We start from the raw sequence: 20,600 nt of genomic DNA, 5'->3' as shown, positions 1-20,600 counted from the left end.
ACGTGCCCGTAGCACTTCCATTTCCACACCCTTTCCAAATTTACATTTTCCCAATTTCACATAAAATCGTCCTTTTTCACATCGTAATCGTTATCGTAAAAGCCTATAATATCAATGTTTTTCCCTCTTCAAATCTCTTCTTATTCATCAATATTTGCTTAAAATACCCCCTTTCCCTTACTCCCGCTTATGTTTTACGATCGTTTGTCCCCTATTCACTAATTAAAGTGTCAAAACCCTTATGTTTACTGACTTTTTTAGTTCTTTATAAATTTTTACGATACGCATGTTACAGGATGTACTATACGACTTAACTTTATTCGGTGACAATTTGACAGAGAAATTTAATGCACTTCTAACTTTTTTAACTGCAATAGGTATCATTGTTGACCCAACAACTCAAGGTGTTTCTGATAGTGAACAAGCAATGGATTATGATTCACCGAGATAAACCCCCTACCCTTCTCTTAATTGAGGAGGGTATTTTTTTCGTTTTTTCAAATTTTGAGCTTATAATCAATTTATTTGTAATTTTCATACAAATATCTTTACATTTCTTTCCTCCAGTGCAACTATATAATAAAAAGGACATGAAAGGGGTTTGAAACTTGAAGACTGAAAAAGTCATTCCTTATGACTTAGTAGCGACAAAAATGAATCATTGGTATGTGGCAATTAAAAAGAATTGGGTCGGTAGAGCAGAGGAAATGCGAAAAGAAGTTATGCAAGAAATAAAGGTTATGGAAGAGAATCAAGATGTCTTGCTATACTACTCTCTACTCGAATTTAGACATAAATTAATGTTAGCGTATATGTACCCTAACGCCATAAAGGACATTGAGGAAAATTATGGTGAGTTAAAAGAATATGCAGGTCATGAAAACTTAACAGGAATGCTTGAATATTACTATTATTTTTTCATGGGCATGTTCTATTTTAGACAAAAAGAGTTGACGTTCTCCCTTAATCACTATAGACAAGCAGAGAAACATTTGGACTCCATCGATAGCGAAGATATTGAAGTTGAAAAAGCTGAATTTTATTTTAAATTATCAGAAGTGTATTACCACATGAAACAAACTTATTTTTCAATGAATTATGCCATGAGAGCTTATAATATTTTTAAAAAGCAACCTGATGTTGATGGAAACTCTACATACGGGGTACAAAAAGTACGTTGTCAATTCGTCATATTTGGAAATTTACTGGACAGCATGAAGTTTGGTGAGGCGTTAAAAAGAGCATATAAAGCTTACCAAGAAGCAGAAGAGCTGAATAAAAATGAGAAGAATCGTGGACATTTGATACGTTCAGCACTGTTTAATATTGGATTATGTTATAATCAAATGGAAGAACTTGATAAAGCATTTTTTCACTTTAATAAGTCGCTCCAAATCATTGAGCCAGAAAACCATGATTATGCAGCTAAAACATTGTTTGTTATCTCCTTCTTAAAAGGAAGGCAAAACGATACTAAAAATGCTCAAGCGTTTTATGAACAATCAAAGCAAATAGCAGAACAGTACAACAATGAAGTAGTTATTGAAAAGCTGAAAATGGTTAAAGGTCTTTTCTTGGACTCGGATTTAAATTTAGTAAGAGAAGCGTTCCAGTTCTTCAGAGAAAGAGGTATGTACCCTGATATGGAAAGCTATGGAGTTGTTATTGCTGATTTTCTCACAGCAAAAAAAGAAGCTTGGGGTGCAATTGAATTTTATCGTTTGGCAAATGAAGCGAGAAGACAAATTAAAAGGGGAGAAGCAATATGAAAACAAAACTAATTATCTGCGCAGTTTTATTATTCGGTGTTGCCGGAACAGTGGGTGCTTCCTTTCTCCAACAACAAAACGATACGTTCAAGGTTGCTGAAAGAGCCGAAACTTAAGTGTAATAGCATGAAGAGTGAGATCAAAAAATTCACTCTTCATGCTCAGTAAAAACGTCTTGTGAGTGTGTTCACTAACTTTGTGTTTCTATAAGAACCTTTTACTTTCCAACAAAATTTAAATTTATATGAACTTTCCCTATGTAATTCAACACTGGATCAGAGGTGATAGGATGTTTACTGTTAATGTTAATAATAAAGTAAAATTAAAGTTGTTAGATTTAGATGATAGAGATGCTTTATTTAGATTAGTTGATAATAACAGAAACTATTTGAAGAAATGGCTACCTTGGGTAGATTCTGTTCAAACGAAAACTGTTTATGATGGCATTATTAGATCTTGGGCAAAGGAATATATTGAGAAAGAAAGTTTGAACTTAGGGATTTTATACAATGAGAAAATTGTTGGGATGATAAGTTTACATGAAATTGATTTTGACAATAGGAAAACAAGTATAGGGTATTGGATAGAAGAACAAAGCCAGGGAAAGGGAATAGTTACCAACTGCCTTGAATTCTTAATTGACTACGCTTTTAGCAAATTAAAGTTGAACAGAATAGAAATAAGGTGTAATCCAGAAAACACAAAAAGTATTCAAATACCTATTGCGCTAGGCTTTGAAAAAGAAGGAGTACTTCGGAATTCAGAATATTCAAACGGAAAGTCACAAGATTTAGTTGTATTTAGTATGATAAAAACAACATAAATCAAGCGAGCAAACAGCTCGCTTAGTCATTTTTTTGGAAAAATAGTATTTCTCCAGATAAATAATTTTCATTTTCTTTAAATACTGTTAATGTTTCTGTTAATCTGTTTTTCAAGGCTAGTTTATAATCTTCCCCAATTGGCATATTTTCTTCTTTGCATAATAATTCTTCCCTATAAAGTATGTGGTCAATAACTTTGTTAATATCTACATCACTATAGTCTTCTGACATTGAAACCTGATTAAATAATTTGAATCCGCATCTTTCATATAATTCTTTGTATTGATTTAAGTCATAATTCAATAGTTCAGATTCAAGTTTTTGAGATGCTCTCTTAATAACATCCTTAGGCGGTTTAATTTTATAATATAAACATGTGTCAATAACGACCCCATTATTGACCAGTACTCTATGCATTTCTTCTAACGCCTTTTGATGCCCGTTCGACAAAAATGCCAATGTACCAGTAGTTATTATATGAGTAAATTCTTTATTTTCAAATGACATATCCTTAATATCACCACAAATAAAATCCACATTTAGATCCACATAATCACAGATTTTCTTGCTTATATCAACAAGATCATTTCTGATATCAATCCCTGTCACTTTTGCATCTGTGAGCATTTTCAACAAAAAACTTGAATGTCCAGTATTTGAACCTATATCTAAAATATTTGATTTAGAATTAATGTTTGAATTATCGACTAATTTTTTTATAGTATTCCATCCTCCGGGCGCTACGTTAGGATCCCCAATGTACGCTGAGAAAGTTAAATAATCCATAGACAAAACTTCATTAGATGTTCTCCGTGGCATTATTTCATATAATATATTATATAAATAATTAATATCTTCAATTTCAATTGACATATTAACCACTTCCTAAAATGTTGTTTTTATACATCCTTTAAATAATAATGAGAGCGAGCCTTAAAAAGACTCGCCCTTAAAATTAATTCATTACGGGACCATCAAATCCAATTTTAATAGGTTTCTTCTTTTTAATTTTCTTAACTTTCATTAACATTCACCCCCTTTCATGTTAATTATTTGCAGTTATTTTGTAACAAGTGCACTGATTTTTAGCATTTTCAATCTCATGGAAATCAATCTTAAGGCTACGAGTATCGATATTTAAAACTTTATTAATAGTGATAGGTGTTATAGTTAATTGCGCAAGCGCTTTAATTATTTCATGTGCAACAATTGAAGAGACTAAGAAACAAATGGGACCAATTGATGGAGGAGTTATTTTATTATCAAAGTAATTTACTTTTTCTCTAACGTTGTTTGAAATTGAGGAGTCAACTCTTGTGTTAAAGTGCTCATCACAATTTAAGCATAGAGTTTTTCTTGGAATAATCAATGGTCCAACTACGCCGATATCGCCTGAGTAACCAGTAAAGATAACAGGGACATTTTCTGATACACATGCTTCATTAATCCACATTGGCAGTTTACCTACAGGACTGTCAGCAGACACAACAACAAAATCAGAATTATTAATTACTTGTTTTGCTTGCTCTACCGAATGAATTGTTTCGTTTACACATTCAACTTTTACTTCATTATCAATTGATTGGAGTCTTTCCTTTGCGACCTCAACCTTTAATCTACCGATGTCTTTTTCACTATAGAGAGTTTGTCTGTTTAAATTACTTAACTCGACAATATCTCCATCTACACAACGTATATTTTTAATACCCGCTCTAACTAGTAAATCTGCAACTGGAGATCCAATCCCTCCCATTCCGATTAATGTTACATGAGCTTTCATTAAATTCTTCATTTGTATAAAACTTTGATCATAATCATTATTAAACAATGAAAAATAGCTTTGTTGTCTACTGTATCGTTTTTTTATTTTTTTATGTTGATAATTTTCTTCCGAAATTTCTTTTTTTTCAAGCAAACTATTTTCATATAAGATTTTCGCAACCTCTAGACAATCCTCTTGATCTATATTATGATCTCGATTCATAAATGCACAAATAATATTAAGCGGAATTGATTTTTTCAAGAAATCAAAAAAGTCTAATATTAAATCTGGATCTCCTTCAATTTCAACTTCCTCACTTCCTCTATTGCAAATACATAAAGAGTTCTCAGTAATTTTAGTTATCATGGTACTCTCTTTAAGAATATATATTTTCTTGTAATCAATTACAGGTTTTTTGCAATTTGTCATATTATTACCACCAAGCACCTTTAGTAACTTTTCTATATATCAAAATACAATAATTTAAAAGTTTCCGATTTTCAAATAGTACCTGATATAACTCAAGCCACTTATCTTTAACCACACCCTTTAATTCTTGTGGTATTTCAAAACTCTCTACTTCTTGTACTACATATTGTTCAATTGTTAATTCGTCGGCATGTTGTAACTCACCATCATAGAAATATACTTGTTGAAGGTTATCCTGATCTTCAAACGCTTGAATCCAATCTGCTTTGCTGAAGGCCTTCATATTTGTACCTAGGGTACTGTTAACCCTGTTTAAAAGCTCTGGCTGCGGTTTTTCTTTATAATAAAATTCTATTTCAACTATGTATCCCCATGGTCTAACTACTCGAGCATATTCTTTAATTGCTTGTTTAGGATTTTCCATAAAAGCAGTTGATCCTCCACATAAAACTCCATCAAATAAATCATCAGGGAAAACTAAATTCGTAGCATCACCTTGCATAAAAGTCGTGAGTCCTGGGTAAGAGATATCTTTTAACTTTGCATATTCTTTAGCAGTGCTGATCATTTCATGACTAATATCTAAACCAATCACTTTGCTCCCTGTTAAACGAGCCAATTCGTGTGTAACAAAACCAGTATTGCAACCAGCATCTAGAAGGAGTGAACCTGGTTCAAAATTACATTGTTCAACTGCTTTTTTAATAGAAGGAAAGCCGCCTGGTGGAATATTAGGTTGGTTTAAAAATGCTAAAAACTCGACATACGACATTTCATTAATATCATTCACAGTTGGATATGATGATTTTATGATTTCACTTGTTCTACTTCTCAATTAAATCACTCCTAAATTGTATAATTTGTAGTTGGTTTTTCGTGGTCATCTAAATTAATTTTCGGAAAGTAAATTAACATAATCAACAAACCTACTGAACATAAAACAAATGAAAGTCCAAACGATGAAACTATACCATACAAATCAGCAATTCTTCCCAGTATTACAATGGATCCGGCATGTATAACACTATCCATTACATTATACAAAGAAAATAATTTTACCTTATTCTCAGTATTCCCAGCATTATTTTGTATAATAGTAACTTGTGCCACTTCTTTTAAATTGGTTGGTACACCAAACAGAAGAAACAGAAGTGCAGCAATAAAAAAGCTAGTATTCAAAATATAGCCTAAAACCACAACTGAATAGAATATAGAAGCTATTAATAAGGAAAAAAGCAACCTTTTTTTCAAGAAGTTATTTAACCTTAATACAACTAATCCGCCAATGATTGATCCGCATAAAAACGTTGCTGTTAAATAACCCCACCAAACCTCATTTCGATGTAAAACATTGATTACATATGCAAGTATGAAAGAGCTTGTCCAAATTCCCCCTCCTAAAAGAAAAAACACTTCAGAAATAAAAAGCATCTTCAACTTTTTATTTTTCAAAATTAGCTTTAGTATACTTTTTGAATTTTTCTTTTGCTTTTTTTGTTGATAATTGGCAAGGTATAATTTATTTTTATCAAGGGTGCTAAATATTATAATAGAGAGTAATAGAAGAATTATAGATATGATTGTTACGTAGTTATAATTAAATAGGGAAACTAACATACCACCACTAGACCATGCAATTAGATTGATAAGATTCCTTGTAATAGTTAAAGTACTATTACCTTTAACATTATCATCTTCAACAATCGGGATAATTGAATAATTTAAGGATTGATTGATGCCACTAGTGAATGGAATTAATGTAATTACCAAGAAGTATAAACTTAAGTTATTTATATATAGAACTATAAAAAACATTAAGAGAAGAACTAGCTTTATAATACTGCTTATTAAATATAGTTTTTTTAAATTTGATGTTAAAGACAAAACCCATCCAACAAAAAAGCTGCCTCCACTAAAGGCTATCATTGCAAGTACGACAGGCAAAGATGCAAGTGTTAATGAATCTGTTAAGAAATAAATATAAGTTGTTGCAACTACTATATACAGAGTATCGGATAAAGTTGAGAAGCTAAAAGATAAAATAAATTTAAGAAAATTATTTTTCATATTTATGTAGAATACCACACCCCCTTTTTCATATTTATAACATTTCTTCTTTCTTTTTCAATACCAATTAATTGATTTTTTAGAATTTTTTATAATATCTAAACTTAATGAGTATGATATCTCTTTTTTGCTATGATTTATGTCCCCCAGTAAGCCCAGCTCTGTGAATCGCTGTCCCTGCGGGTGTGTAAGAAACTGCTCTCAGAATCGCTTTAGAGCCATATTTACTTCTAATCCCATCCATTACAAACCCGAGTTTCCTTCTTTTATTATTATCCACTTCAAATAAACTCAGCTGCTGATTAACATCATCCTCGATATTTGATAACGTAACTGAGATACTTCTCACTGTTTTACCCGAGTAAAACTTATTAAAGAGCATTAAGCAGCATCTATAAATGTCAATGGTGATATTTGTGGGAAGATCAATTGTTTTGGATCGGTGAAATCCATCGCCAAGCTCATCTTTACTGTAACCAATTCCCAGGCTAATTGTTCGACCAACTTTATTATGTGTACGTGCCCTTCTTGCGACTTCCTCACAAATCTCCAAAAGAACAGCCTTAATCTCTTCTCTCCTTGTATAATCCCTCAGTAAAATCTGACTCTTACCAAAACTAATCTGCCCCTGCATCAACGGAGCACCAATTTCCGATAAATCAATTCCATGTGCATGATAGTACAACTGGTTCCCCATTATTCCAAATTTCTTCTCAAGTAGCTCTAATGGAAATTTGGCTAACTGACCTACGGTCGATATCCCCATTCGGTTCAGGTTTCTTTCCATCCTCCCCCCTATTCCCCACATTTTAGACAAAGGTCGAACCTTCCAGAGCTTATTTGGCACATCTTCATATCTCCAACGTGCAATACCACTCTTTGTTTTCTTACTCTCCAGGTCAAGCGCAAGCTTACTGAGTAACATATTGTCTCCAATACCTACTGTGCACATCAAACCAAATTCTCTCCACATGCTGCTTTGGATTACCTTGGCCATTTCTTCAGGATCTTCTTTTCCTGCATCTAAAAAAGATTCATCAATTGAATACGTATGGACACATTTCTCAGGAACAAATCTGTAAAACAGCTTTGTAATTTCAGTCGAAACTCTGATGAAAAGCTTCATTTGTGGATTTACAATGTGTATTCTTGGATCTTCAGGTATCTCAAATAGTCTCGACCCTGTTTTAATTCCAAAATCTTTTTTAAGTGCAGGAGATGCAGCTAACACTACACTTCCCTGTCTCTCCGTATTCCCTACAACAGCAAGATAGCATGTTAAGGGGTTCAAACCCATTGTGACAGCCGATACAGAAGCATAAAAGGATTTCATATCGACACAAAGTATATTTTTACGTGGAAATTGTGAGTAATCAATCATTGTATGTGACTCCTATGATGTCATTCATGTTGATATAGACTGTATTGTCGTTCTGATCTTTAACGTGTAGCTTTTGTTGTTCAAAATTAATGTAATGGACTCTGCCGGTAACATTTTCAACGAACCCGTTGTTAAAAAGCTTCAATACCAGCTCTTTATTAAATTCAAGCGCTTCAGAGACGATAATATCCATCTCTTCAATTTGTTGATCATCTAGGGATGGCTTTTCTATTTTTGATAAATCAATCAAATCCTGTTTAAGTTGCGTTAAATGTTCTGGGAGCATAATTGACGTATATTTAATTGTTCCTCGATCTCTAAGCATATAGACTCACTCCTTTATTGATCTAATATTAACAGAACAAATGTTCTTTATTCAATATAAATAAGAACAAAAGTTCGATGTAAATGTTGGTAATAAAATATAAAGGTCAATTATGATATACGTAGTATTAATTAAGGAGTGAGATTCTTTTCGACGAAGGAGAGTGTGATGGTGAATGAAGAAGAGGTTAATTGGATTTTTGATTTTAGTTCCTGTTTTGATTATGTCAGGTATAGCTTTAACCGAATCAAACAAAAAGGCACCTGAAGAAGTTTTAGAAAGTGCTTGGGATGAATTTGGTTTATTTAGTTTTCAAATTGGAATAACAGATCCGGCAATTACAATTGGCATGGATCAAACCAAAAGTGAAGCAAAGCTCCGTGAATATTTAGAAGATAATCTGTCTAGAGAAGCAAAAGAAAAATATAAGATTTATATATTCAAAGATGATATTGATAAGTTGGAGAAAGAACATCGAGAGTATTTGAAAGCAAATAACCCTAATAAGTAAAACGCCCAGCACTTTTATTAAGCTGGGCGTTGTTTTCATTATTTAAATAGAATTTCTATAAGCATTAATTGCTTCATTTCGTAACAGCATATTATCTTTATTAACCATGCCTAAGTTATAAGCTTTTTTGATAACATCTAATACCTGTGAATCCATTATAGAAAGGTTTCCACCTGCAGTAAATCTTAATTTCCAGTCTTCTAAAGACTTATTCAAATCAAGTGTGCTTTTTTTATTCTCGGGTTTAACAATCTCATTTTTCTCAAGTTTTTCGCAAAACTCGTTAAAACCTATTGAAGATTGCTGAGTATTGTTCTGACCGTACCCTTCTGTAGCTAAGCTACAAAAAGCTAAGAATTTTGGATCTTTAGTTACATCATAATTAGAAGTACTAATCACCTGGTTCACTCTCTTTCAAAATCAATTTTTTGGCTATAAAGAAAAGTAGTACCTGAGCTTAGTGCTCTTATCTGAATTGAGTTATCTTGAAGTGCGTCCATAGGAATCTCAAAATATTTATCCCAGCCTATTACCACCTTATTTTGACCAAGGATAGCATCAGATTTAAACATTTTAGCTGTGCCGTCATACAACAGATTTTTACCATCTTTGCCTGTGATAACTGTTAACTTGGTATAACCCATAAACCGAGCTTTCACATATAGTTTATTTCCCTTCAAAACGTTTGGCGCTTTGGTTTGACTAAAAGTGATGTTATCCCAAGCAAAATCGTTTCCGTCTGATGTAATCCCTGTAATTTGTAGATAGTATAGTGGTAATGCTTCTGCCGCTTTTGCTTTTGATGAATCAGTGAAAGCGAAAGCAACAACTGCTAGAAGAGCAAGCAGTACATATGTAATTCTCTTCTTCATTTCCTAAATCCTCCTTGGTACAAGTTTACATGTTAAATATCGTCAATTGAAGAAAATTGTTTAATATTTGAAATAAAAAAAAGAACCTGCATTAAAGCAAGTTCTTTTGTTATTGTCAATTTATTGTGAATTTTTAACGACAAGGACATTTATGTATAGTATAATATTTCCTGTACATAAAGTTTGCTCACTCAAGGGAGTCTTGCTCACCTCCATGTCTCAAACAGAGGAGGTGGGGCCAATGTCAACATTTCAAGTATTAGTGCTCATGCTTGGATTTGGGTCATTTATAATTGCATTGTTGACCTATATAAAAAAATAGACCCCCTTGAGCCCTGGAAAAGTTTAAGGGATGGTCTATTCGGTAGATCTGAGCAAGCCCTTTAGTGGGCAGCTTTAGTACAAATAATGACCTGTGGGTGTTGGCGCACCCCTGATCTTCTTTTTATTTTATGCATTTCTTAAGAAAGAAATACGCTGTAACCAATCAAATGTCTTACAGTTCTGATTATAACACATTAAGTGAAACCATTGAAGTAATTTGCAAAACTTTTGTTTTATAGATAAAACCATTATTTTATTTAGATTGAGGATGCAGGTTCGGATAGCACCAATACTTTGATATTGTGTTAATCGATCAGCAGCCCTATCTTCAGCTAAAGCACACAGTACAGATACTCAGTTATAAGAAATTTCCACAAACAAAAAGTGAGATTAAGCAAACAGAGATTTAAATCAAATGGGAGCTTCTACACTCCTAGCGCATCTTTATGAGTTTCCAAAGCGTATAAGCACCAAAAGATAATAAACCAACACCTAGTAGAATAGCTAAAATCAAACCACCAAAGAAATAAAATCCTCCCATGAATCTCACTCCTTTTCAGTATCATTTTGCCATTAATGTCCTTGATACCAATATATATGATATGAGTTCAGATTCAATAAGTACCGGTCTTTAACTGTCAATTGTAATACTCTTGCTCTAACTGTTTAGTAAGTCGTCTTCTAATTCAATAGATAGAATACCATCATCTTCATCATCTGATGCCTCTTCAATAAACAGACTTTGAATGAAGTCAGAGAAAGAATTTGCGACCAAAAATGTGTCTTTTACTCCATTTGTCAATTCATGATCCCAAAAATAAACTTTCCCTGTAGCTTCTCCTTTCACACCCAGACAAACTTGGTCTCCCCCATCACCTAGCAATCGGAATAATCCAGTCTGGTATTTGTTCTTCATAAGTAACTGTCATTGATTTAACATTAAAATCATTATCATCTATCCCAAATCCATAAAATAGCCCTAATCTTAAATGATTATTACTAGCCAATGGATTCTCTTCTAAGCTTGGAAATAAAACATTATCAGCTTGTATCGTGCTTCCACCATATCTGATAACAAATTCTTTGTACACCTCAAGGTTTATGTTTAATTCGTTTTCAAATGCCTTGATTTTTCTTTTGCTTTCTTGTTCATTGCTTGAAGTGTAATACTTCAAATCAAATTTGTTCATTTTTTCAATAATTTCACGGTAGATCACTCTCTTACCTCACTCAGATCGGATTTTCAGGGTAATCAACTTTATATTTCTCAATTATCCCTTTAAGAGAAGTATCAGATGGTTCCTCACCTAGATATTTATGTTTCCATATGATTTGTTGATCACTGAAGCTGTAATCAGTGCTGAACCAATCAGTGTAATCAAAACTAATGTTTAACTTGCCTGTTCTTTCAAGGCTTAACGTAAACGAATACCATAATTCTTGATCGTTCTCCTTGAACACCTCTCGCAGCTTCTCGCTCAGGTCAAACAACTTTCTCTTTTTCTCAGTAAAGTCGTCTTCATCAATTGTAAAAATAAAAGGTACTTCTAAGCTATACTTATAACTTTTTGGCTCGTCAGGAGTATTGTAATAAAAATAAGTTCCTCGTCCTGTTTCCGAAACTTGCGCATAAAACCAAAACTTTTCCCATTGCTCGGGGATCATTTCATTTACTGTTTCTGCGATCTCTTTATATAGATTGTTTAGTGTTGTCTCCAACGTTGCTCAACCTCCAGGTCTATTTTTTATAATCTTTTCATATAACCCTTTTCCTTCAATGTGATACATTATCTCAAAAGAATCTGGTCTTAGTGAATCACCTTTATAAACAGGTGAAATTTTCACTTTAACTTTTCTTGGAGGTTCTTCTTTTAATGCATTTGCCCATTCAGTCTCCATTTTGTACCATTCTCCACCAGAACGGTTAACTTGGCTGTTTTGGGCTATTAGATTATCAATTTCGCCCGATCCTTTAAATTGGCTACCGATCAAATGGCCTCCATCATCATCTGGTAAACGATCTTGCGGTTTACCAACATTAGACTGAGCATATTGATTTCGTTTCCCCTCGCCTAATTGTAAATCAGCATCAACATTTGTAATTCTTCCATAGTTGTCGGTTTTATAAGAATAGCCCTCTTTTGTTTTATAAATAACATTAGGCTTTAGTCTCTTTCTTCTCGACCATTTTGCATAATGTTCACCGTATTTAACAGTTACAGGAGGTACTTTAGGTGCCGGAAGCCTTCTTCCAGTTGAGGAAGTGCCATAGACACTACTTTGTTTTTTGGCAAAGTTTAATATACTTTCTTTTAATCCTCGGCTGTTAACTACATTATAAGGAACTCCTCCAGCTGGAACAACACCGTAACGTGGATTATAAGGCAATAAATCAGCAATTGAGACATCTTTTAGCTTTTGGCTGGCTTTGCTGACTTTAGAGGCGACTTTCCCCGCTGCATCTGCTTTGTTTATAGCTCCTGCACCTTTTGTTCCAACAACAGCTACAGCCACTGAACCAACAGCATAGGTGACCCATCTTGATCTAGAATAGGCATCTCCATTCACTATATCTTTTTGATACGATTCTTCTATTGCTGCTGAAATGGCATCATATGTTTTAACTGGATGAATAACTGCATTGCCCAGCGCTGAGAGTGTTTCTCCTGGATCGGTGATAAAGTCCCATATGCCGGTTACAGTGTCTTTCCCAACATCGTATAAACCAACTCCTACACCTTTTACGATATCCCAAGTGATCTCTCCTGCTTCTTCTAGCTGCTTTGCTTGTTCAATTTGCATTGCAAGCTGTACTTGAGCCGGCTCCAGATTCTCGTAGCCTACTTTCTTAGCAATCTCTAAATACTCATCAGGATCAGACACACCATCATTAAGTTTCTTTTTCAATTCCTTAATTTCACGTTTTTCTGCTTCTTCTTTTTTCACGCTCAAGTAAGCTTCAGAATGCTTCTCAATATCGCCTTTTTTCTTATGTATGTCACTTTCTCTATACGCTTTGGCGTTGTAGTGAATTGGTGTAGCGTTCTTCCCTTTACCTGTTGATTCCTGCAGCTTTTTAAAGTCTTGCTGAATAAATTGTTCGTTTGGCTCAGTCTCAGCGTACTCCGTTTTTAAATCCTCATCAAGCTTGTTAACTTATCGATTGTTTTTTCACGTTTGTCATCTGCAGTAGAAAGTTTGTCTTTGAAGTCTTCTGTTGAGAATATTTCAAGAGGAAGAATATCATTGATGTCATTCAGAATGTCTTTCATCGATTTCTTCTGTTCAGACATAATTCATTTTGATTTTGTGTAGGCGTTAGCAGCTCATGTTCTAAAAAGGATTCTTCTATGTATGCATCTGACATCTTTGCATCTTCAAGTTTTGCAGAAACGCTGCTTAAGAAAGCAACCTTCATATCGATAAGATCAATCCATTGGTCTGTAACACCTACATGATCATGATAAAATGCTTTGATATTGTTAGCGCCCTTGCCTAAAAACTCGCTTTCATCTAGGTCAGCTGCGTCTTTGAACGCTTTTCTTAGCTTCACCATTTGCGACCTTAGTTCCTTGTACTCTTTAGTTCTTTTATCTGCTTCAGAGAGTAATGATTCAGCTTCAAATACCTTCATATTATTCTTCTCCCATGCTTGCTCTATGTAAATTTTACAACAACCATCTATTTGAATAACAGAAAAAGACAGCCGAAAAATGACTGCCTTATACATATTGCTATCGTGTTCTATAATAATTTTCTGCGGTATAGTAGCGCCATTCCCAAAAAGTTGCCCCATTGGATTGTATATACCGATCTAGAAATAGCTCAAAATTTAAATTTAATGGTGTATACTCCCCTATTTCTAATATAAAAAGATAGTTGGGATCCCCTTTATCCAATTTATCTTTGTCAATCATCAAATGACAACCTTCTAATAAGTGACCAATTGGGATGCCATTGATGCCTTCAAACAAATCCTCATATTTTAATTCTTCTTCAATCTCTTCAAGGCTAAATAAATAAAGCCCTCCACCTATATTCTCCCCATCAGCAAGGATCTGAAAAATTTTCGCACCATTATGTAGTGTAATAAACTTCTGATAATCCTCCGGTAGAGTAAGCTGGTGTTTAGCCTCAAAGCTTTGAATGTGATTCATGGTTGCTTTGTCCTGTGAAAATGTAACAAGGAACTCCATGATATATCCTTCAGAACAAAACAATTTAATGGCTCCTTTTTCATCTAAGAGACTTTTCAAACCGTTTACAGTCTTATGAATAAAGTTAGTCAAATAAATCACCTCATTTGATAATGAAACTTAAATACTTTAAGCATTAATGATTTTATTCATAATAGAAGCAGCATTTGTGGTGAACAAAATGTAAGTGTTATTTGCTGTTTTAATTACTACCCTATCAGTAGAGCCATAAGGAAACCCAATCCTGACTGCGCTTTTCTCCTCTCCCCCATAGTTTGGGTCAAGGAATACATCGTTAATTTCTTTGATTGGAATTTCAATTTTGGATAGCTGCCAATTGATAATTAAGTTTTCATTTGATTTTTCAACGTTGATTCCCAGCATAAAACATTCCCCTTTTAACTATGAATTCAGTAAAATTTTAACATACGCCAGAAAGTCTTAAAGAGAAATGCAATGATATTAAGGAAAAATTAAATTCACAATAACCGCATTCACTTTGAGTCTATCGTTGGCAGCTTGTAGCTCAAATGATGCTGAAAAAGTACGCACAGAAAAGAAATTCAACAAGTCTCAAAAGCTGTATTGATCGTGAAGAGAAAAAAACAGTTCTATCTACCCTATCACTCGGACTCCTATTCTTCACAGCGGCTCCGCAGAATCCACCTCAGAACCTACACCAAGTGATATCACTTAGGTTAATTCAACACCACTTCAAGAATTAGTTATAACATCATCAATTCCAGTCATTCAAGAGAATGGAGAAATTTCAATTCAAGCTGTGCCACCATCAACAAAATGAAAGGTTGTAGATCGTTTTAGAGGGAACCCTAAGAACATAGACACTGCAGCTGAATTATGAGCAAGCTATAGGTTTACCTGGTCTTAAATACTCCTGGGCTGGTATATTCGCTCAAGCTGTTTTTGGAACATCCTATCACAAAAAACCAACTGGTTATTACTCAATACTAATATGAATATGTACATCTACAATGACAGTAAATATAGCAAAATAAGATACGAATAAAAAATTACAAAGTAACCCTTGCATTCCTTCACCCGCCATGCTATATTCATATAGCGATGAGCTGAATTGTGTAAGTCGATGTACATGCCCTTTGCGGCGCACACGAATGTGGCGTGTGGTGCATCGCCTCAATACGCAAAGACGTTTGCCTTAGGCAAACGTCTTTTTTATGTTATCCGATTTTTGTGCCGTTTGGGACAGGCTGATCCGGCTTCAGCAGGACGACGTCACCCTGGCCAGGAATCCCGCCAAGGACTAGCACTTCCGATTTAAATCCGGCAATCCGGCGCGGCGGAAAGTTGATGACTGCTATGATTTGCTTGTTGATGAGATCTTCCGGGTGGTAACGCTTCGTAATTTGCGCGCTCGATTGTTTCATGCCGATTTCTGCTCCAAAATCAATCACAAGCTTAATCGCCGGGACTCTTGCTTCAGGAAATTCTTCCGCTTTTACAATAGTGCCTGTTCTGATATCCAATTTGTCAAAGTCCTCAATGACTGCCATATTAATAACTCCTTTTTCTCCTATTATAAAAGAGATATGTAAGGTTCGTTTAACCATAGAGCCATCATTTTTTATCCATATATAAGGTGCTTCGATACAGCCGTGGCGGCATGCCTGTACTTTTTGTAAACCACCTAGTGAATGAAGAGAGATTTAGAAAGCCCAGCGCCTCGCTCACGACAGTAAGGGTTTCCTTTTTCTCCATCAGCATTCGTTTCGCTTCCTCGAGGCGAAGATTGGCAATATAGTTCTGCGGAGACTGCCCCGTCTGCTTCTTGAACCAGCTTGAATAGTAAGCTGGGTGGTAATGCTCGATTTCTGCCAGCTTCTTAATCGTCAGCCGCTCAGATAAATGGCTGTGAATGTAGGCAATTGAGGCGTATGTATGAGATTGCAGCTTTTCTTTTATGTATTGAACAAGCATATGCAGTGAGTTCGCGGTGCCGGCCTTTTCTTCCTCAGTCAGCAAGTACCTGATCGAAGACCAGAATGGATCGAGCGCAGCTTCAATTCCCGATGTTGCACGATACTCGTTAATTTTCATCGTATGAAGAGGAACATCCAGTACAAGACATTCATTTCTGCCGATTGACCGGAAACGATGCTCGCACTCAGGCGGAATATATAAAAAATGATCCGGCTTTAATTTCACCTCGCGTCCCTCTGTCTCAAGATCAATACACCCTTCAAGCGGAAAAAGAAATTGGCTGTATTTATGCTGATGTGAATGATAAAGGCGTGTATATGTCCGTTTTTCGCAAATTATGTCTTGAAGCAAGTCCATCAGCAATCCCCTCCTTTGGTCAACTTTTGATCCGGTAATGGTGTTCCGATATATGAAAAAATCCGATTTTTTCATATAAAGAAACTACCGCCAGATTTTCTTTCAGCACTTGCAAATAGATGTGCTTCGCTCCGTTATTGATTGCCCATTCAGTCAATGCCCTGATCACTTGAATTCCTGCCCCTTTTCCTCTATGCTCCTTGGCTACAACGATGTTACTGAGTCCCCCGTAGCCATCAATAACAGAAGCCGTTCCAAGCGCTGTCAGGTTCCCTTGGTCATACATCGTGAAAAAGGTTTTACTTCCGCGGCATGCGCTCGAAAATATGTGTGTAGCCTTGGTGCCGCTCCGGCGAAAATTCTTCTAATTGAATAAATGTATCAATCCAAACGGGCGACGACTCCTGTTCCCACTTGTATGTAAATCGGCTGTTTTCATCTGTATGGCTCATGATGTCCCGGCACAATGCTGTCATTTGAAAGCACTCTTCTGCCTTTTCATACCCGCTGTCTGCCAACGCATCATCAAGCCCTTTCGGAGATGCATGGCTGATTTGAAAACAAACGGGCAAGATAAAAATGCTCGGCTGCTTGCCGGAAATCTCCTTCAGGCATTTCCGCTGATGTCCACATGCTGTTCGCCCTTTTGGTACGCCAAAGTTCGCTCTGAGGAGCCATTGTCCTATGCTTTTCTGAATTTAAGACGGCCATGATGCTGCCGCCGCTAACTGCTCAATTTTTGTGAATGTCCTTCATAGCCTATTGTCTCTCCCCTATGTATACTCCCATGATATTATAAAATATTCAGAAATATAAGACATCTATTAAATAGTTTACATAACATTTTTATTGTTCATTAATAATCCTGACAAAAACGTCCGAATTGAAAATGACAGGCTTTCTGAAATATCCTCTTCACGTTCAAATGCTTCTTTTGCGATCAAAGCCGTAAAGCCATGCAACAGGCTTCTTAGCCCCCTTGTCGCGTGAATCGCAGTCTTTTCGTTTGCATAGCCATTTTCAATGAGCAGCTTCGAGACAAGCTGGACAATATGATCTGAGACAATTTCTATCCTTTTGTCCTGAACTTTGAGCAAAGCTGCTTCATAATATCCGGGATTTTCAACTGCAAAATCCACATATGCATGAGCTAAAGAAAGCATAGCGGAATCACCCTTTTGTTCTGTTACGGAGTCTGCCATATGATCTAAAAGCTTTGTCAGCCCGCTGACAGCGAGCTCTGTTCTGATCGCTTGCAGCCCGTTGATATGATTATACAGCGACGGAGGGCGTACATTCATTTTTTTAGACAGTGCGGCAAGTGTGACACTATTCAAGCCCTCCTGATCGGCAATCTCCGCTGCGGCGTCTACAATCATTTTTCGGCTCAATCCAATTCTCGGTGACATGTTCATCATCCTTTCTTTGCTTTTTGGATCGCCTGGCGCATCCGTTCTGCGGGTGACCTAAGGAAATTCCCATGTCCGACAGCGAGACAGGAAGGTGACTTGTCGACGAGCAATTGTGCGCTTTTGATGGCTTCATCCTTATTCCATGTGGCGAAAGCGGGAAAAGGAAACGCCCATTTCATCTGGCCTGATACAGCGATTCCTCCGCGCAATTGGAACGCATCTCCAGCTATGATAGTGCCGTTTCTGGTGTCAAGAAATGACATGCTGCCCGGTGTATGGCCCGGTGTAGAAATTGCAAACAGAGAACCAATTGTTTCACCGCCCGTCAGCAGATGGTGAGGCTTTGTTTGTACGTGTTTCGGAATCCCTCCTTTTATAGGTGTGTGCGGTTCATCCTGACGCAAGGACATGTCACCTTGCAGCAGGAAAGAATCCCGTTCTGAGATCATCACCTTTGCATGAGGAAATGCTTGTGTCAATGCATCCAGTGATCCGACATGATCCCCATGTGCATGGGTCAGTAAAATATGCTGAAGCGGTTTTCCCAACTGATTTACAGCTTGAATAATTCCTTTATAGCTGCCCGGAAGTGCGGCATCAATAAGGGTGACTTCGTTTTCTTCCTCTACTAAATAGCAATTGACCGGAAATAATGTTGGAAAAAAAGTCAGCTGCCAAACGGTTTGATGCTGAGTAACTCTCATTTATTTATTCCCCCCTAACAAAAAACTAATGGTGTTAGTTTCATTATTAACTAACACCATTAGTTTTTCAAGAGTATTATGAATGTTTTATGGCGATATATATGTTAACTTGCGCCCGGTGAGGTACTGCTGCACTTTGATCATACACCTCAAAGTCACCTGTAAATGTACGCAGATAACGCTTTTCCCAAGCCCAAATCTCCTTCCACGTTTCAAGCACAACCTCTTCAATAGGGCCGATTCTGGAAGTGAATACAGCATAAGCGGAAGCCGGCAGATCAATGTTTTCATATGGTTCTGGAAGAGTGCGGCTGTCCTCCTGAAACGTTCCGACTGAAAACGTGTAAAACCCATTCGTCTCCTGCTCGTAATTGGAATATAAGGCGATAATGCTTTGATCTTTTTCAGCCTGTGAGAAAAGAATGCTCATATCCTGCTGCCAGAATTGATCCCACAGTGCCGGGATCCGCCTTTCTTCCGTCATTTCCAATGCGTTGCTTGTCCGCCGTGAAAGTCCGGCAAACCGTTTCTGTTTTAAGTGTGTCATATGTGAAAAACTCATACGATCCCTCCTTTTTACTTAGATTATAAAAAAAGAAACCTGACAGCAGTATGTCAGGTTTCATATACTTTTTGCATCTGGTGAATGGTATCTTTTATTTTATCCCGTATATGAAGAGGTTCCAGAATCTCAATATCCTTTCCAAACTGCAGCAAAAAACCGATCAGCCATTGATCTTCAGGAAGAGAAATCACGGCCCGGCAGTTCTCATCTTCATCACAATGAAGAACATCATATCCGAACCATTCACGTATGCGCTGACGAGCTGACGGCTGAACAAGAATGACCAGCTCAGTTAAACGGTCCTTTTGGTACCAGTTCTTATCCCACGGCAAGGTCTCAAGCTGAATGTCTTTTCTGATAAAGGACTGATGTGAGATGGTCAGATCTTTCATTCGGTTCAGTTTAAAAAAGCGAAAATCGTTTCTAACTAGACAATAGGCATATAAATACCAGTGCCCCGCCTTGCAAACCAATGTGTAAGGTTCCGTTTCCCGTTGAAGTGTTTTCCCGCTTGCGTTTGTATATGTAAATAATATCGTTGACAATCGATCGATGGCGGCGCTGATTTTCTCACGAAGCGCCTTTTGATCCTCAGTCTGGCCCCAAGCCGTCATGTCAATAAACCATTTTTCAGTTTGGTGCTTAAATGCTTCAGCAGACTGCTCCGGTATGAGGTGCTTGATTTTTTGATAAGCTGTGCTGTGAGAAACAGGTTCATACATAGATGAGACACTCTGCAAAGCGGAAGCGATCGCAAACAGCTCTTCCTCTTTCAGCCATTCTCTCTCAAGCCGATATGTCTCCATAATGCCAATCCCGCCCCCGGAGCCCTGTGAGGTTACAATCGGAATACCAGCTCTATTGATCGTATCAATATCACGGTAAATTGTTCTGACGGATACTTCAAACATCTCAGCAAGTTCAGCGGCCTGCACTTGTTTTTTGCTGATTAATAACACAACAATTGCTAACAAACGTTCCAGTTTCATTTTGTGCACCTTTTCTTCTATTGTTTTCCAAAGAAATTAATCATAACATTTTTATAACGCTTGGGCATATCTATTATGCGGCCCAAAGAACCTCCGCATATGTTATGAAAACAGGGGTTTCCCCTTCTTTTTTATGTTCAGTATTGTTTTCAGC

At 36.3% G+C, this 20,600-nt stretch carries 24 protein-coding genes and 3 pseudogenes; 6 read left to right on the top strand and 21 right to left on the bottom strand.

Going from position 1 to position 20,600, the window contains the following annotated elements:
* The first annotated feature begins 286 nt into the window (after positions 1-286).
* From V6D41_RS19715 to V6D41_RS19705, 3 genes are all read left to right on the top strand, one after another.
* Positions 287-451, top strand: coding sequence for a phage holin (locus V6D41_RS19715; protein ID WP_333519408.1), 165 nt, complete (start codon positions 287-289; stop codon positions 449-451).
* Between the two features lie 157 nt (positions 452-608).
* The gene (locus V6D41_RS19710; protein WP_333519407.1) at positions 609-1,769 is read left to right on the top strand and encodes a Rap family tetratricopeptide repeat protein; all 1,161 of its coding nucleotides are present in this window, start codon (positions 609-611) and stop codon (positions 1,767-1,769) included.
* A gap of 289 nt (positions 1,770-2,058) precedes the next feature.
* The gene (locus V6D41_RS19705) at positions 2,059-2,592 is read left to right on the top strand and encodes a GNAT family N-acetyltransferase (RefSeq protein WP_333519406.1); all 534 of its coding nucleotides are present in this window, start codon (positions 2,059-2,061) and stop codon (positions 2,590-2,592) included.
* 22 nt (positions 2,593-2,614) lie between these two features.
* On the opposite strand, the gene V6D41_RS19700 is transcribed toward V6D41_RS19705, so the two are convergent.
* The 6 genes from V6D41_RS19700 to V6D41_RS19675 form a co-directional block, all read right to left on the bottom strand.
* Positions 2,615-3,466, bottom strand: a complete 852-nt coding sequence (locus tag V6D41_RS19700) for a class I SAM-dependent methyltransferase (protein WP_333519405.1) — start codon at positions 3,464-3,466, stop codon at positions 2,615-2,617.
* Positions 3,467-3,638: 172 nt separating this feature from the next.
* Positions 3,639-4,784: a HesA/MoeB/ThiF family protein gene (locus V6D41_RS19695; protein ID WP_333519404.1), complete on the bottom strand. Its 1,146-nt coding sequence runs from the start codon at positions 4,782-4,784 to the stop codon at positions 3,639-3,641.
* 4 nt (positions 4,785-4,788) lie between these two features.
* Positions 4,789-5,619 (bottom strand): class I SAM-dependent methyltransferase, encoded by an 831-nt coding sequence (locus V6D41_RS19690; protein WP_333519403.1) that lies wholly within the window; start codon positions 5,617-5,619, stop codon positions 4,789-4,791.
* An 11-nt stretch (positions 5,620-5,630) separates the two neighbouring features.
* Positions 5,631-6,851 carry an MFS transporter gene (locus V6D41_RS19685; protein WP_333519402.1) on the bottom strand — a complete coding sequence of 407 codons (1,221 nt, stop codon included), beginning with the start codon at positions 6,849-6,851 and terminating at the stop codon, positions 5,631-5,633.
* A 130-nt stretch (positions 6,852-6,981) separates the two neighbouring features.
* Positions 6,982-8,232: a Y-family DNA polymerase gene (locus V6D41_RS19680; protein ID WP_333519401.1), complete on the bottom strand. Its 1,251-nt coding sequence runs from the start codon at positions 8,230-8,232 to the stop codon at positions 6,982-6,984.
* Positions 8,225-8,557: a YolD-like family protein gene (locus V6D41_RS19675; protein WP_333519400.1), complete on the bottom strand. Its 333-nt coding sequence runs from the start codon at positions 8,555-8,557 to the stop codon at positions 8,225-8,227. The genes V6D41_RS19680 and V6D41_RS19675 overlap by 8 nt, the downstream gene beginning before the upstream one ends.
* A 175-nt stretch (positions 8,558-8,732) precedes the next feature.
* Between V6D41_RS19675 and V6D41_RS19670 the strand changes: the two genes are divergently transcribed.
* Positions 8,733-9,068 (top strand): hypothetical protein, encoded by a 336-nt coding sequence (locus V6D41_RS19670; protein WP_268274599.1) that lies wholly within the window; start codon positions 8,733-8,735, stop codon positions 9,066-9,068.
* 42 nt (positions 9,069-9,110) lie between these two features.
* Here V6D41_RS19670 and V6D41_RS19665 read toward each other — a convergent pair whose 3' ends face one another.
* Positions 9,111-9,467 carry a hypothetical protein gene (locus tag V6D41_RS19665; RefSeq protein WP_333519399.1) on the bottom strand — a complete coding sequence of 119 codons (357 nt, stop codon included), beginning with the start codon at positions 9,465-9,467 and terminating at the stop codon, positions 9,111-9,113.
* Between the two features lie 5 nt (positions 9,468-9,472).
* On the bottom strand, positions 9,473-9,940 hold the full coding sequence (locus V6D41_RS19660) for a DUF4879 domain-containing protein (protein WP_128992107.1): 468 nt from the start codon (positions 9,938-9,940) through the stop codon (positions 9,473-9,475).
* Positions 9,941-10,181: 241 nt separating this feature from the next.
* Here V6D41_RS19660 and V6D41_RS19655 point away from each other — a divergent pair, with 241 nt between their 5' ends.
* On the top strand, positions 10,182-10,262 hold the full coding sequence (locus V6D41_RS19655; RefSeq protein WP_127721184.1) for a putative holin-like toxin: 81 nt from the start codon (positions 10,182-10,184) through the stop codon (positions 10,260-10,262).
* 660 nt (positions 10,263-10,922) lie between these two features.
* Here the strand turns inward: V6D41_RS19655 and V6D41_RS19650 are convergent.
* From V6D41_RS19650 to V6D41_RS19625, 6 genes and pseudogenes are all read right to left on the bottom strand, one after another.
* The gene (locus tag V6D41_RS19650) at positions 10,923-11,147 is read right to left on the bottom strand and encodes an SMI1/KNR4 family protein (RefSeq protein ID WP_333519398.1); all 225 of its coding nucleotides are present in this window, start codon (positions 11,145-11,147) and stop codon (positions 10,923-10,925) included.
* Positions 11,137-11,481, bottom strand: a complete 345-nt coding sequence (locus V6D41_RS19645; RefSeq protein ID WP_333519397.1) for a hypothetical protein — start codon at positions 11,479-11,481, stop codon at positions 11,137-11,139. Before V6D41_RS19645 ends, V6D41_RS19650 begins: the two co-directional genes overlap by 11 nt.
* Positions 11,482-11,494: 13 nt before the next feature.
* On the bottom strand, positions 11,495-11,983 hold the full coding sequence (locus V6D41_RS19640; protein ID WP_333519396.1) for an antitoxin YezG family protein: 489 nt from the start codon (positions 11,981-11,983) through the stop codon (positions 11,495-11,497).
* Between the two features lie 6 nt (positions 11,984-11,989).
* Positions 11,990-13,898, bottom strand: a pseudogene (locus tag V6D41_RS19635) (T7SS effector LXG polymorphic toxin).
* Positions 13,899-13,998: 100 nt separating this feature from the next.
* Positions 13,999-14,553 carry an SMI1/KNR4 family protein gene (locus V6D41_RS19630; protein ID WP_333519395.1) on the bottom strand — a complete coding sequence of 185 codons (555 nt, stop codon included), beginning with the start codon at positions 14,551-14,553 and terminating at the stop codon, positions 13,999-14,001.
* A 36-nt stretch (positions 14,554-14,589) separates the two neighbouring features.
* Entirely contained in the window at positions 14,590-14,844 is a 255-nt protein-coding gene (locus V6D41_RS19625) for a SunI/YnzG family protein (RefSeq protein ID WP_333519394.1), read from the bottom strand.
* An 88-nt stretch (positions 14,845-14,932) separates the two neighbouring features.
* Here V6D41_RS19625 and V6D41_RS19620 point away from each other — a divergent pair.
* Positions 14,933-15,022: pseudogene (locus tag V6D41_RS19620) on the top strand (hypothetical protein); the annotation flags it as partial.
* A 637-nt stretch (positions 15,023-15,659) separates the two neighbouring features.
* Here the strand turns inward: V6D41_RS19620 and csaA are convergent.
* The 7 genes and pseudogenes from csaA to V6D41_RS19585 all read right to left on the bottom strand — a co-directional run bounded on the left by csaA (position 15,660) and on the right by V6D41_RS19585 (position 20,446).
* A complete protein-coding gene (csaA, locus tag V6D41_RS19615; protein WP_333519393.1) occupies positions 15,660-15,992 on the bottom strand; it encodes a chaperone CsaA in 333 nt (110 codons plus the stop codon).
* A 64-nt stretch (positions 15,993-16,056) separates the two neighbouring features.
* Complete coding sequence (locus tag V6D41_RS19610; RefSeq protein ID WP_333519440.1) at positions 16,057-16,782, bottom strand: AraC family transcriptional regulator; 726 nt, start codon at positions 16,780-16,782, stop codon at positions 16,057-16,059.
* Positions 16,783-16,795: 13 nt separating this feature from the next.
* Positions 16,796-17,474, bottom strand: a pseudogene (locus V6D41_RS19605) (GNAT family N-acetyltransferase).
* Between the two features lie 135 nt (positions 17,475-17,609).
* Entirely contained in the window at positions 17,610-18,185 is a 576-nt protein-coding gene (locus V6D41_RS19600) for a TetR/AcrR family transcriptional regulator (RefSeq protein ID WP_333519392.1), read from the bottom strand.
* Between the two features lie 5 nt (positions 18,186-18,190).
* Complete coding sequence (locus tag V6D41_RS19595; RefSeq protein WP_333519391.1) at positions 18,191-18,892, bottom strand: MBL fold metallo-hydrolase; 702 nt, start codon at positions 18,890-18,892, stop codon at positions 18,191-18,193.
* A gap of 76 nt (positions 18,893-18,968) precedes the next feature.
* Positions 18,969-19,454: a GyrI-like domain-containing protein gene (locus V6D41_RS19590; RefSeq protein ID WP_333519390.1), complete on the bottom strand. Its 486-nt coding sequence runs from the start codon at positions 19,452-19,454 to the stop codon at positions 18,969-18,971.
* Between the two features lie 53 nt (positions 19,455-19,507).
* On the bottom strand, positions 19,508-20,446 hold the full coding sequence (locus V6D41_RS19585) for a helix-turn-helix transcriptional regulator (RefSeq protein WP_333519389.1): 939 nt from the start codon (positions 20,444-20,446) through the stop codon (positions 19,508-19,510).
* Positions 20,447-20,600: the final 154 nt, after the last annotated feature.

Origin of the sequence: Bacillus sp. 0102A, from assembly GCF_036765155.1 — a bacterium.
Taxonomy (GTDB): domain Bacteria; phylum Bacillota; class Bacilli; order Bacillales; family Bacillaceae; genus Bacillus; species Bacillus subtilis_G.
The sequence above is the reverse complement of the archived record's forward strand: the minus strand, read 5'-3'. Positions and strand labels throughout refer to the sequence as shown.

What these genes read in the sequence shown, in the direction of transcription:
- csaA (WP_333519393.1), bottom strand. Translation starts at nt 15,992, where the DNA reads ATGGCAGTCATTGAGGACTTTGACAAATTGGATATCAGAACAGGCACT.
- V6D41_RS19675 (WP_333519400.1), bottom strand. Translation starts at nt 8,557, where the DNA reads ATGCTTAGAGATCGAGGAACAATTAAATATACGTCAATTATGCTCCCA.
- V6D41_RS19660 (WP_128992107.1), bottom strand. Translation starts at nt 9,940, where the DNA reads ATGAAGAAGAGAATTACATATGTACTGCTTGCTCTTCTAGCAGTTGTT.
- V6D41_RS19655 (WP_127721184.1), top strand. Translation starts at nt 10,182, where the DNA reads ATGTCAACATTTCAAGTATTAGTGCTCATGCTTGGATTTGGGTCATTT.
- V6D41_RS19595 (WP_333519391.1), bottom strand. Translation starts at nt 18,892, where the DNA reads ATGAGAGTTACTCAGCATCAAACCGTTTGGCAGCTGACTTTTTTTCCA.
- V6D41_RS19695 (WP_333519404.1), bottom strand. Translation starts at nt 4,784, where the DNA reads ATGACAAATTGCAAAAAACCTGTAATTGATTACAAGAAAATATATATT.
- V6D41_RS19680 (WP_333519401.1), bottom strand. Translation starts at nt 8,232, where the DNA reads ATGATTGATTACTCACAATTTCCACGTAAAAATATACTTTGTGTCGAT.
- V6D41_RS19590 (WP_333519390.1), bottom strand. Translation starts at nt 19,454, where the DNA reads ATGAGTTTTTCACATATGACACACTTAAAACAGAAACGGTTTGCCGGA.
- V6D41_RS19585 (WP_333519389.1), bottom strand. Translation starts at nt 20,446, where the DNA reads ATGAAACTGGAACGTTTGTTAGCAATTGTTGTGTTATTAATCAGCAAA.
- V6D41_RS19600 (WP_333519392.1), bottom strand. Translation starts at nt 18,185, where the DNA reads ATGTCACCGAGAATTGGATTGAGCCGAAAAATGATTGTAGACGCCGCA.
- V6D41_RS19670 (WP_268274599.1), top strand. Translation starts at nt 8,733, where the DNA reads ATGAAGAAGAGGTTAATTGGATTTTTGATTTTAGTTCCTGTTTTGATT.
- V6D41_RS19685 (WP_333519402.1), bottom strand. Translation starts at nt 6,851, where the DNA reads ATGAAAAATAATTTTCTTAAATTTATTTTATCTTTTAGCTTCTCAACT.
- V6D41_RS19700 (WP_333519405.1), bottom strand. Translation starts at nt 3,466, where the DNA reads ATGTCAATTGAAATTGAAGATATTAATTATTTATATAATATATTATAT.
- V6D41_RS19625 (WP_333519394.1), bottom strand. Translation starts at nt 14,844, where the DNA reads ATGCTGGGAATCAACGTTGAAAAATCAAATGAAAACTTAATTATCAAT.
- V6D41_RS19705 (WP_333519406.1), top strand. Translation starts at nt 2,059, where the DNA reads ATGTTTACTGTTAATGTTAATAATAAAGTAAAATTAAAGTTGTTAGAT.
- V6D41_RS19715 (WP_333519408.1), top strand. Translation starts at nt 287, where the DNA reads ATGTTACAGGATGTACTATACGACTTAACTTTATTCGGTGACAATTTG.